This is a genomic window from Nonomuraea sp. NPDC050663 (assembly GCF_044456985.1).
In the GTDB taxonomy this organism is placed as follows: Bacteria; Actinomycetota; Actinomycetes; order Streptosporangiales; family Streptosporangiaceae; genus Nonomuraea.
Genome location: NZ_JBITGL010000004.1, coordinates 406,198 through 417,484, shown reverse-complemented (window position 1 = coordinate 417,484; position 11,287 = coordinate 406,198). Strand labels below are relative to the sequence as shown.

The window sequence follows — 11,287 nt, the reverse complement described above, 5'->3', positions numbered from 1 at the left end:
ACAGGTAAAGCAATCCGGCGAGGCGGTATTTTCTCGTGCACATCGAGCGAGCGTGGGTGGGATTCGCGCTCCTGACCAGCCTGGTCATCGCGTCAGCGGACGTGATGCTGGGCCCGGGCGTGCACCTGGCAGGGCTGCTGATCGCCGGGCCGCTGATCGCCTCCGCGCGGTCGGTCGCCGCGCGCACCGCGATGGCCGGCATCCTCGCCCTGGGGCTGGCGACCATCACAGGCGTGCTGGAGCAGACCCTCGTCACCGCCGACCACCTCGTGAACACCGTCACCGTGATGGCCGGCGGCGTGTTCGCCACCGTCGCCGCGCACGTGCGCGGACGCAGGGAGGGCGAACTGTCGCAGCTGGCCGACCTCTCGAAGGTCGCCGAGGTCGCCCAGCGCGCGCTGCTGCGCCCCATCCCCGCCCGCGTCGGAGGGCTGGCCTTCGCCCACCGCTACCGCTCGGCCGCGCGCGGGGCCCTGATCGGCGGAGACCTGTTCGACGTCGCCTTCACGCCGTTCGGGGTGCGGCTGATCATCGGCGACGTGAAGGGCAAGGGTCTGCAGGCCGTCTCCCAGGCCGCCGACGTGCTGCGCAGCTTCCGCGAGGCGGTCTTCCACGCCCAGGACCTGGTCGACCTGGCCAAGGCGATGGACAGGCGCCTCGGGGGAGACCTCGGCGAGGAGGACTTCGTCACCGTCCTGCTGGCGGAGTTCGCGCCGGGGCTGGTGCGGCTGGTCAACTGCGGCCACCACCCGCCGGTGCGCATCGGGCACCGCCTCGACGTGCTGTGCGCGCCGGACCCGGCGCCGCCGCTCGGCCTCGACCCGGAACCCACGATGATCACGGCGATCGTCGGCGGCAACCAGCGGCTGCTGTTCTACACCGACGGCCTGGTCGAGGCGCGCGACCCCGGCGGGGAGATGTTCGCGCTCGACGAGCGCGTGCGCGCCTGCCTCACCCGGCCCCAGCTCGAAGACGCGCTGCAGGGGGTGCACGACATGGTGCTCGAGCACTCCAGGGGCGACTTCGACGACGACCTGGCGCTGGTGTTGTGCCAGCCGGAGCACGACCACTCGGGCGCGGCGCAGGCGTGGCCGCGCAGCCCGGTGACGGAACCGGCGCGCTGACCCTCCGCGTGCGTGTCAGGCCTTCGCGAGCGGCCCGAAGAAGCCGACGATGCGGCGGATCCGGCCGTCGCCGGTGAACTCGGCCAGGTCCAGGCCCTCCGGCAGGGCCGTGCCGTCGCCCTGCACGACCTGCCAGGCGAAACGCGCCAGGTCGTGGTGGACGTCGACGCCGCTGGTGCGCACGACCTTGGCGCCGGGGCGGCGCGCCACGACGGACCCGATGTGGGCGAGCAAATCGTCGAGGCCCACGGTGTGCACGTTCGGGTCGGTGTAGGTGGCGCCGTCGGCCCACACCTTGCCGAGGATCTCGCGCCGCCTGCCCGGGTCGGGGTCGCTCCAGGCCGCGCAGTAGGCGTCGATCAGCTGGGCGGCGTCAAGGTCGGCCATGCCGCCATTGTCCACGCGGGCGGATCACGGCCCGATCACGTGCGGGTCACGGCGCCAGACCGTGCCACGGCGCTCGTGTGCGAAGAGCTTCTCCACCTCGATCGTCCTGGCCGCGCCGAGGCGCCGTTCCAGGAGGTACAGGCCGAGATCCACCCCCGACGTGACGCCCGCCGCCGTCACCAGGTCGCCGTCGTCGACCACGCGCGCGTCGACCGCGTGCACGCCGAGGCCGGGCAGCAGGTGCAGGCCGAGATGGTTGGTCGTGGCGTGACGATCCCTGATCAGCCCGGCCATGGCCAGGATCAGCGAGCCGCCGCACACCGTCGCGACCGTGACGTCCGGCAGGCCGAGCGCGTTCTTCAGTACGGCGGGCAGCTCGGTCGAGAGCGTGGCCAGCAGGATGCCGGGGATGCTGTCGGGCGCCACGTCGTCGTCACCGGCGGGCAGGCGGCCCGCGGCGCCCGGGACGACGATCACATCGGCCCGGCCGGGATCGAGCCGGGCGACGGCGCGCAGGGACAGGCCGAGACCGCTGACGACATCGCGCGGGCCTTCGGCGCAGGCGAGCTCGACGGTCGTCCCGCCCGCGTGCAGCACCTCATAGGGGCCGATGACGTCCAGAGGGTCGAAACCGTCGAAGAGAACGAACTGGGTGAGCATGCGGCCACGCTAGTGACGGGCACGCGGGGGCGGCAGTGGCTGGATTGCCGGGTGTCCACGGATTCTCGCCAGCCCCCCTAGGGTGGCGGTCATGCACACCGTGGCCGTCCTGGCCCTGCCCGAGGTCGTCGCTTTCGACCTGGCCACCCCGCTGGAGGTCTTCGCGCGCACCCGGCTGCCCGGAGGGCGCCTGCCGTACGAGGTCAGGGTCTGCGCGCCCGCGCCTGAGGTCGAGGCGGGAGGGTTCGTGCTGCGGGCCCCCTGGGGGCTGGAGGCGCTGGCCGGGGCCGAGACGATCATCCTGCCCGGGCGGGCCGACCCGCTGACGCCGGTGCCCGCCGAGGTGATCGCGGCGCTGCGCGCGGCCGCGGCACGCGGCGCCAGGATCGCCTCCATCTGCTCCGGCGCCTTCACGCTCGCCGCCACCGGGCTGCTCGACGGCCGCCGCGCGACCACCCACTGGCTCGCCGCGCACACCCTCGCCGAGCTGCACCCCGAGATCACCGTGGACCCCGGCGTGCTCTACGTCGACACCGGGCAGTTCCTCACCTCGGCGGGCGCCGCCGCCGGGCTCGACCTGTGCCTGCACCTCATCCGCCGCGACCACGGCGCTGCCGTCGCCGCCGACGCGGCCCGGCTGTCGGTCATGCCGCTCGAACGCGAGGGCGGCCAGGCGCAGTTCATCGTGCACGACCAGCCGCCCGCGCCGCGCGGCTCGCTCATGGAGCCGGTGCTGCGATGGATCGGCGAACACCTGGACCGGCCGCTGACGCTGGCCGAGATCGCCGCCATGGCGGGCATGAGCACGCGCACGCTCAACCGCCGCTTCCGCGAGCAGACCGGTACCACACCGCTCAAATGGCTCAACCGGGCACGCGTACGGCGGGCGCAACACCTCCTGGAGTCGGGGGACGAGCCCGTCGAGCGCATCGCGGTCCAGGTCGGGTTCGGCTCGCCCACGGCCTTCCGCGACCAGTTCAAGCGGGTCGTGGGGACCAGCCCGCAGGCCTATCGCGACTCGTGGGTCAGCCGTCGACGGTGAGGCTGACGTCGCCGTCGGAGAAGTACATGAAGCCCTCGCCGTCGCCGCCCACGGAGGCGTCGGTCCAGTCGGAGTGCACCGACCATGCGCCCCCGTCGTCGGCGGGCGCACCCTCCGCGCTCGCGCCGTCCGCCATCGGGCCCTCGGCGAACGGGTCCTCGGCGAACGGGTCCTCCGCCAGCTCGGCGGCGACGAGCCCGGCTCCGGCCACCCCGGCGATCCCCGCCGCGGCCACCTTCGCCGGGGTCCAGAACCCGGACTCGCCCGACGGCCCCGCGTACGCCTCGGAGTAGCGGCGGGCCTTGTCGAACTGGCTGCTGAACATGATGGGTCCTCTCAGAAGCCCGTGAAACGCGGGGTGGACAGGGAGTCACGGCGGGCACGCAGCTGGTCGGCGATCTCGCCGCGTCGCAGCCGTACGGCGGGGCTGGCGGGGTACTTGCGGAGCACGTCGAGCGTGGCCAGGCGGCGCGCGACCGCCTGGAGGGCGGCGCCCGGCTGCTTCGCCGAGGCGACCTCGGTGCTGATGCGCTGCGCCGCCGCCCAGCGCTGGGCGAACACGTTCTCGGTGATCACGTAGGCGAGGACCGGCAAGGTGGTGGCGATCAGCGCGTTCCACCGCTCCAGGACCGTCGCCCAGCCGCGCTCCGACTGGGCCGTCACGTGCGCCTTGCGCTTCTCGCCCTGGGTGCGGGCCGAGTAGGCCTGCGACAGGCCGGAGACGGCGAAGACCGGGTTGATGAGCGCCGCGGCGCCGAGCGAGACGGCGGCGCCGGCGTAGCTCACCTTGGGCAGGGCTTCGGGATCGAGGTCGACGATGCGGGAGACCTGGGCGACGAGCTGCGCCGTCTCCGCCGCGATCCGCTGCGTCGGCGCCAGCGCGGCACGCAGCGCCGCCTCGCCCTGCTTCAGCCAGGCCGGCTCCCCGCCGCCCGCCGCCTTGATCAGCAGCGCGTCGCGGTGGCGCAGGAACGCGGGCAGCACGAAGGCGACCTGGTCGAGGTGGCGCTGGAGCTCGCCGAGCCCGATCTGCAGCACGGCCGCAACGCGCGCACGCTCCTCCGGCGCCTCCGCGGGAAACACCTCCCCGGCCCAGGCCCCCGCCCCGGCCCCGGCCCAGGCCCCCGCCCTGGCCTCGCCCTCGCCCTCGCCCTCGCCCAGGAGGGCGGCGTGCAGCTCGTAGAACGGGCCGAAGATCGTGTAGAGCAGGTAGTCCTCCTCCAGGCCGACCGCGGCGCGCAGGAGGTCGGGAATCTGCCGGGGCGTCGCGCTCGCGTAACTCCACGTCCTGATCTCGATGTGGGCCGTCTGGACGACCTCCGGCTGGGCGACGATCACGTGCTCGCCGCGCTCGGTCGACACCCGCAGCGCCGGACGCGCTCCCGTCAGGTCGCCGTCGACGCCCCGGATCGTGTCGTAGGCGATCCTGACGTTGACGTCAGGGCCCTTCATCCGTATGCCGTCCCCCGCGAACGCGATCGCCACCGGGCTGCCGTCGGCGAGCTCGGCGGGCAGGATGCCCGACGTCAGCGTGCGCTCGGCGGCCTCACGCAACTTCGTGTTCTCGTGCAGGCGCCGCCCGAACGTGCCCGAGTCGCAGGTGACCGCCAGCGGCCCGTGCGCCGGCGTGAACACCACGAACCGCTCAGCCGACCCGGCGACCCGCAACTGCGGATCGTCCAGCGTGAACGCGGCGACCACCCGCTGGGTGTCGGTGGCCTGGAACTCCAGCGCGTCGTCCGTCAAGATGCAGTCGGCTTTCACCGCCGGGCTGCCCGAGACCGGCCCCCTGATCGTGACCGGCGCCGACAACCCCGCCGGCGCCGCGGCCGAGGAAGGCCGGTGCATCGGCACCGCCACGGTGGCGGAACCCTCGTGCAGCGCCGACGTCGCCGCCATGAACGCCTGCCGCACCTGGACCGTCGCCAGATGCAACGTCGCCCCCGTCAGGAACCGCCCGCCCAGAAGCGCACCACCGCGAAGCCGCACCGAGCTGGGACCGTACGCGCTCAGCGCCGCCCGGTTCACCGGCCACTCCACCAGCACCTCACCGCGAGCACGCACCATCAGCCGCCCACCGGCCAGCACCACGTACGCCGTGACCTCCCCGTCCACCCCCTCGGACGACTCGAAATGCGGCGTGATCGAGACGGCGCACGGGCTCACGAAATCGGCCGCCGCCGCATCCGGCAACAACCGCCCGCGCAACCCCGTCAACGTCGCCAGCGCCGCAGGAGGCAGCACCCCCGAACTCAACCTGATCGACCGCCCCTGCGGCAACCGCAGATCGGCCACCAGCCGGGTGCTGTTGTCGGCCAGCTCGATCGACGCCTCAGGATCACGCGCCGGATCGAGCGCCACCACCGCCGGCGCCCGCCCCAGCCCCATCCCGCCACTGTCGTGCACGTACACCGCCGGCCAGTCGGTCACCAGCAACGACCGCGTCCCCGTCCACGAGAAGCCGGTCGACTGCTGCTCACGCACCCCCTGCTGCCAGGTGCTGTCGAAGACCACGCGCCCGCGCACCGGGCCCCATGCCACAGCCATGCGCGGATTGTCTCGCCACTACGGCAGCGCGTACACGCACAATTACCCACAACTTCGGGCCACGGTGCTGGACGCACCTAGGGTGGGTGGGGTGACGGACGTGGTCGTGATCTACACCGACGGCGCCTGCCGAGGCAACCCCGGGCCCGGCGGGTGGGGATGCCTGCTGCAGTACGGCGGACACCAGCGCGAACTGAAGGGCGGCGAACCCGCCACGACGAACAACCGGATGGAACTGATGGCCGCCATCCAGGCGCTGGAAGCACTCAAACGCCCCTGCGAGGTGCGGCTGTACACAGACAGCACCTATGTGAGGAGCGGGATCACGTCGTGGATCGCGGGATGGAAACGCAACGGGTGGAAGACGGCGGGGCGGGAGCCGGTGAAGAATGCCGACCTGTGGCAGAGACTGGAGCAGGCGGCGGGCAGGCACCGGGTGGAATGGTTGTGGGTGAAGGGCCACAACGGGGACCCGGGGAACGAGCGCGCGGACGAACTGGCGCGACTGGGGTGTGAGGGGGCGGGGGTCGGCTAGGGAGAGGGGGTGCCGTGGGGCCAGATGCAGGTCGAAGAGGCGCTGAGATAGAGGTTGTCGCCCTCCGCCCAGGTAAGGGAGAGCTTGAAGCCCTCGGGCTGTGATTCGCCGCTCAGATCCGGGTTGCCGCTGTCTCCCACGGCGACGATTCGATGACCTTGTGACTCCCAGAACGCGCGGATCTGCTGAGAGACGGCCATGTTTTGATCTTTCGGGATCTCGCGCAGCCAGTAGGCGCGGCTCACGATGACCTGATTCTCGGATGTCCCCTCACTCTGGCAGCCACTCGGTGCGCTGAAGGACGGAAGCGCTTCGAGTCTCGGTGGCGGGGTGATGGTGCGCGTCGTCTGGTCGATCAACTTGTCGATGATGCTGAGAGCTTGGGGCTGGGTGAGAGTGGGCTCGTTCACAGTGCATCCCGTCAGCAGGAAGAGGAAGGCAAGGAGGGTGTGGCGCACGTCGTCACCTGTTCAGCTTGAGGGCCAGGTCGGGGTCAAGCTCGGGCATGAGGAGCTGGGGCTTGTCGTTGAGCGGCGGGGGAGCGGTCAGCTTGTCGTGTTGGCCGTTGATGAGGCGGCCGATGTTGCGCAGCGAGGCTGAGTCGGCGTCCCAATAGCTGCTGTGGGCAGCGGTGTAGACCTCCCGTCCCACTGGAAAATGACGCGCCCCGAACGACGCGTTCCCCGGATCCGCCCCGAACCTCCCCAACGCTGCCACCGGATCCCCTCCGGCCTCCCCCACCCACACCCGCCTGGGATCCATCCCAAGCTCACCCGCATGATCCACCCCCACCCCCGGACTCCCAACGAAGATGAGCTCGTCCGCCAGCCGCCCCGGACGCAGTCTGGCGGCGTGGCCGGTGGTCAGGGAGCCGTAGCTGTGCCCCACGACCACCTGTCGTGCCGTCGCCGACGGTTCGTGGCTGGCGCGGAGGCCGTCGGTGAAGGCGGCCAAGGCGCGGCCCCCGGCGGCGGCGGCGTTGCCGAGGGCGACGGTTCTGCCCGGATCGATGAGGCCGGGGTCGAGTTGTGGCGCGTCGTAGCCGAGCCAGGTGATCGACGCGATGGTCCGGCCGCCGCTGGTGGCGTCGGCCTGGCGCCACAGGGCGCGGGCGCGTTCGAGGTCGCCGTGGGCGACGTCGAGGCCGGAGGTCAGCCCTGAGACGTTGGTGACCGTGATGTCGGCGGTGTCGGGGTCGCCCCATGAGACGACGAGGCGTCCCTGCCCGGTCACGTCGAACGCCAGGAGGAGGGGCGGCGGGTAGCCGGAGACGGGGATGATCTTCTTCTCGATGTACTCGATCCTGCGCAGCTGGTTGGCGATCCGTTCCCAGCCGCCGAGGTCGAGTGGGTGTCCGAACGTGGTCGTGGCCCGATCCAGCTCGGCCGTCAGCCGGGCCTTCTCGCGAGCGAGCCACCCCCGGTTGGCCGTGTCCCGCACCTTGGACGGCACCCCGTTGAGCAGTCCGAACCCGCCCACCCCGACCAGGGTCGACTGGACCGCCTCCGCGAGCCCGCGCCACCACGCGTTGACCCGGGCAGCGAGGTCCGCGTCGCGTCCCTGCAGCTCCAGCAGCCGCTTCAGCGCCGCCCTGTCGCCCGTGGCGAGGCGGTTGAGGAGGGTGCCGGTGGCGTGGGGGTCGGGGGCGTGGGCGCCGAACAGGTGGTGAGCTGTCAGGCCTGACGGGAGTGGGCCGGTGGGGACGGTGTGCTGGATGAGGGTCAGGCGGCGGCGCAGGTCGGTGCTCTGGGTGGCGGCCCAGCTCGCGATCTGGCCGACCGTGTGTCCTGGCTGGGAGGGCAGGCCGTGGGTGGACAGTTCGGTGGCCAGGCGGGCGCCGGCGGCGGTGAGGGTGTGGGCGGCCTGGTCGAGGGAGGCCGCGAGGGCGGTCATGGCACGCGGGTCGATGCCCTGGAAGGCGCTGGGGGTGGGGCTGAGGGTGACGGGGGTGGTGGTGACCTGGGGGACGAAGGGTGGGGGTCCGCCTTGCCGTACGACCTGGGTGGCCAGCGACTGGAGGGCCGACGACAGGGCCGTCTGGAGGCGGGTGCGGCTGTCGGCGAGGGTGGTGGTGAAGGCGGTGGCGCCGCCGCCGACCCAGGTGTGGGCGGCCATGAGGCGGGCGGCCGTGTCGAGCGCGGCGTGGTGGTCGGCGGCGAGGGCCGTCGCGCGTTTGAAGGCTTCGAGGGCCGCTGCATACTCCGCCATGACCGGCTCAGGATGGCAGGCGGGGCAGGCCCGTATCAGCAGGTCGGCGGGTTACCCGGGTTCGTGGTGGTCTGGGAGGTGCGGATGGGGAGGGCCTCCAGGCCGCGGATGATCGAGGGGCCGCCGGGCCGCCAGGTCAGGTCTTCGGGGGCGCAGGCGAGGGTGATGGTGGGGAAGCGGCGAAGCAGGGTGGCGAGGGCCACCTTGGCCTCCAGGCGGGCGAGGGGCGCGCCGATGCAGTGGTGGATGCCGTGGCCGAAGGCGAGGTGCGGGTTGTCGCTCCGGCCGCCGTCGAGGCGGTCGGCGTCGACAGGGGCGAGGTGCGTCCTGGCGCGGTGACGCCGTTCGTGGCCGCGTCGGGACCCGCGCTGATCATCTACACCTACCTGATCCAGGGACTCGAGCTCTCGGGAAGGGACATCGAGGACATCGTCGATCAGGTGGTCATGCCCGCCGTTCAGGTGAGCAGCTTCAGGTCCGGGTAGACGTGGATGGGCGGCGGCTCGGACGGCAGGGTGAGCGTCGCGGTGTGGGTGCGGCCCCTGCTGCCGCCGACCTCGACGATGAGCGTGCGCTTGCGCAGCCTGACCGAGCGGCTGCCGCCTTCCAGCGAGCGCACCGGCCAGGGCAGGCGGACGCGGAGCTCGTCGAGGGTGCGCGTCGGGTCGGAGACGGCGACCCGCAGTTCGGAGCCCGACCTGCTGATCACCAGCGCGCAGGGCCCGTCGACCTCGACGCCGTCGACGGAGCCCGCCCGCCAGAAGGCGGCGGCCAGCACGTCGCCCGACCGTACGGCCTGCACGCGCGAGCTGTTGGCGGCTACCTCGACGTACGGCTCGGCGGCGAAGGCGGCGGTGGCCTCGGCGGTGGCGCCGGGCAGGACGGCATAGGCGTACCGCCCGCGCTCGGGGTCGACGCCGTGGTCGAGCACGATGGTCGTGTAGTGCCTGGTGTGGCGCTCGCCGTCGCCCCCGGTGGTGGCGCCGCGGTCGATGTCGCGCCAGCGGCCGGTGCGCCTGTCCCTGACGACCTTCATCTCGGCCTCGCCGAGCATGACGTATCCGGCCACGTCAGGAAGGTGGACCCATGAGTCGCCGCGTGACAGGTCGGGGTGGCCGCGTCCGGTGTTGCGGTTCTCGACGACGGTCTCGACGCGGCGGCCGTCGGAGGCGGTGACGCCCGCGCCCAGGGCGATCACGGCGTCGTCGAGCAGGAACCATGCCTTCTTGGCGCGCAGGGAGGAGTTCTGGGCGTCGAGCTGCATGGCCGCCACGCCGAGGTTGCCGAGGGCGGCGCCGCCGGCCCAGCGGGTGGGCGGCCGGTAGCGGGCGCCGTGCGGCACGTTGGCGCGTTTGCGCCGGTCGACGGTGGTGCCGGGCAGCCGGTAGGGGTCGATGGTCGGCCACAGCTCGTCGTTCCAGTGGGTCAGGTCCTCGGTGTAGAGGTAGGTCATGCCGTCGGCGGTGTACCAGCCGTGCAGGTTCTCCCGGTTCATGCCCTCGACCGCGGCGATGCGCGACGACGACATGGAGATCGTGTAGGCCCAGGTGGGACGCCGGTGCACGACCCGGTCCATGTCGGCGAAGACGTACGTGCCGACGGTGCGCTCGCCCGGGGCGATCGCGGCGTCGGCCATGAGCGCCCGCGCCGCGGGCGGCGTGGTGAGGGCGGGGTTGCGGGTGAGCCAGCCCTTGACCAGCGGGCGCCAGCGTTCGGCGTGCTTGTCGGGTGCGGCGGGCAGCAGGTTGAGTATGGCCTCCATGGCCTTCTGCCCCGAGGTCACGTCGCGGTGGCCCTGGACGCTGATCTGGCGCCCGCGCAGGCCGTCCATCATCAGGCCGTCGAAGACGACCGGGACGAAGGAGCGCTCCACGATGTCGAAGACGTTGTCGAGGTCGGGGTCGGTGATGGCCCACGGCGAGCCCGACAGCAGGGTGACGAGCCTGGCGATGCCGTCGAGGTAGTCGACGCCGTAGCTGCCGGTGTAGGGGAACAGGTCGTGCTGGATGAAGGAGCCGTCGCGGTAGAAGCCGTCGCCCGGGCCCCTGGTCAGCCGCAGCAGGCTCCAGCGCCCGCCGCCGCGCTTGTCGGAGATCGCGGACCTGGCCCGCTTGATCAGCCGCGAGTCGTGGGTGAGCACGCCGTGTACGGCCACGGCCATGGCCTTGCCCGCCCGGTTCGCCCCGGTCTCGGGGACCGAGGTGCCCGCGCGGTGGTCGGCGTCGGGGCACCAGCGGTGCAGCGGGCGCAGCCAGCGTTCGAGCCGGTTGTCGGGGATGGCCTCGTAGAGCAGGGCGCAGGTGTCGGTCAGCGAGCGGGGCACGCCGATCTCCCACCAGTACCAGTTGCTGCCGCGCCGGTCGAGCTGCTCGTTGTAGGCGTGCCGGTGCAGGAAGTCCAGCGCCTTGATCGCGATCTTGGCGACGTCGCGGTCGCGGTGCATGCGGGTGCCGGGCGTCGCCCAGCCCAGCGCCAGGGCGCGCATGCGGTTGTAGGAACGGTTGAAGTTGCCGTTGGCCGGATGGCTCATCGGCAGGTCGTCCCAGAGGCTGGGGCGGCGCGGGTCGAAGTCGAGCTTGCGCAGGACCGCGCTCGCCGAGCCCTCCAGCCGGGCCGGGTCGGCCAGCATCATCTCCACCCAGCGGCGCCGTGCCGTACTGAAGGCACTCGCGCCGGCTTCGGCGGGCCTGCCCGCCAGGGCGAGGCCGGTGACGGCCGCGGCCCCCAGCAGGGCTGATCGCCGGGAGAGGGGGAAGGTCATGAAAGAGGGCCTCGCTCGCGGGG

The 11,287-nt window shown here is 72.5% G+C and carries 12 protein-coding genes; 4 read left to right on the top strand and 8 right to left on the bottom strand.

All coding sequences use genetic code 11. The features are described from left to right. Positions 1-56: 56 nt before the first annotated feature. Positions 57-1,124: a PP2C family protein-serine/threonine phosphatase gene (locus ACIBH1_RS15200; RefSeq protein WP_397314326.1), complete on the top strand. Its 1,068-nt coding sequence runs from the start codon at positions 57-59 to the stop codon at positions 1,122-1,124. Between the two features lie 15 nt (positions 1,125-1,139). Here ACIBH1_RS15200 and ACIBH1_RS15195 read toward each other — a convergent pair whose 3' ends face one another. Beyond that, complete coding sequence (locus ACIBH1_RS15195; protein WP_397314325.1) at positions 1,140-1,511, bottom strand: hypothetical protein; 372 nt, start codon at positions 1,509-1,511, stop codon at positions 1,140-1,142. Between the two features lie 24 nt (positions 1,512-1,535). Further along, positions 1,536-2,171, bottom strand: a complete 636-nt coding sequence (locus tag ACIBH1_RS15190; protein ID WP_397314324.1) for a DJ-1/PfpI family protein — start codon at positions 2,169-2,171, stop codon at positions 1,536-1,538. A 91-nt stretch (positions 2,172-2,262) separates the two neighbouring features. Between ACIBH1_RS15190 and ACIBH1_RS15185 the strand changes: the two genes are divergently transcribed. Beyond that, positions 2,263-3,213, top strand: coding sequence for a GlxA family transcriptional regulator (locus tag ACIBH1_RS15185; protein WP_397314323.1), 951 nt, complete (start codon positions 2,263-2,265; stop codon positions 3,211-3,213). Here the strand turns inward: ACIBH1_RS15185 and ACIBH1_RS15180 are convergent. Further along, positions 3,197-3,538: a hypothetical protein gene (locus tag ACIBH1_RS15180; protein WP_397314322.1), complete on the bottom strand. Its 342-nt coding sequence runs from the start codon at positions 3,536-3,538 to the stop codon at positions 3,197-3,199. The genes ACIBH1_RS15185 and ACIBH1_RS15180 overlap by 17 nt on opposite strands. A gap of 11 nt (positions 3,539-3,549) precedes the next feature. Further along, on the bottom strand, positions 3,550-5,760 hold the full coding sequence (locus ACIBH1_RS15175; protein ID WP_397314321.1) for a hypothetical protein: 2,211 nt from the start codon (positions 5,758-5,760) through the stop codon (positions 3,550-3,552). 82 nt (positions 5,761-5,842) lie between these two features. On the opposite strand from ACIBH1_RS15175, the gene rnhA reads away from it, so the two are divergent. Beyond that, positions 5,843-6,295, top strand: coding sequence for a ribonuclease HI (gene rnhA / locus ACIBH1_RS15170; protein ID WP_397314675.1), 453 nt, complete (start codon positions 5,843-5,845; stop codon positions 6,293-6,295). Here the strand turns inward: rnhA and ACIBH1_RS15165 are convergent. Genes ACIBH1_RS15165 through ACIBH1_RS15155 form a run of 3 tightly spaced genes read right to left on the bottom strand, consistent with a single transcriptional unit; the run spans position 6,292 to position 8,706 of the window. Then, complete coding sequence (locus tag ACIBH1_RS15165; protein WP_397314320.1) at positions 6,292-6,753, bottom strand: hypothetical protein; 462 nt, start codon at positions 6,751-6,753, stop codon at positions 6,292-6,294. The genes rnhA and ACIBH1_RS15165 overlap by 4 nt on opposite strands. Before the next feature lie 4 nt (positions 6,754-6,757). Beyond that, on the bottom strand, positions 6,758-8,503 hold the full coding sequence (locus ACIBH1_RS15160; protein WP_397314319.1) for an alpha/beta hydrolase: 1,746 nt from the start codon (positions 8,501-8,503) through the stop codon (positions 6,758-6,760). Between the two features lie 35 nt (positions 8,504-8,538). Further along, positions 8,539-8,706, bottom strand: a complete 168-nt coding sequence (locus ACIBH1_RS15155) for a hypothetical protein (RefSeq protein WP_397314318.1) — start codon at positions 8,704-8,706, stop codon at positions 8,539-8,541. Positions 8,707-8,754: 48 nt separating this feature from the next. Between ACIBH1_RS15155 and ACIBH1_RS15150 the strand changes: the two genes are divergently transcribed. Then, positions 8,755-8,988 (top strand): hypothetical protein, encoded by a 234-nt coding sequence (locus ACIBH1_RS15150; RefSeq protein WP_397314317.1) that lies wholly within the window; start codon positions 8,755-8,757, stop codon positions 8,986-8,988. On the opposite strand, the gene ACIBH1_RS15145 is transcribed toward ACIBH1_RS15150, so the two are convergent. Beyond that, positions 8,961-11,264, bottom strand: coding sequence for a polysaccharide lyase 8 family protein (locus tag ACIBH1_RS15145; protein WP_397314316.1), 2,304 nt, complete (start codon positions 11,262-11,264; stop codon positions 8,961-8,963). The two genes, ACIBH1_RS15150 and ACIBH1_RS15145, sit on opposite strands and share 28 nt — an antisense overlap. Positions 11,265-11,287 lie beyond the last annotated feature (23 nt).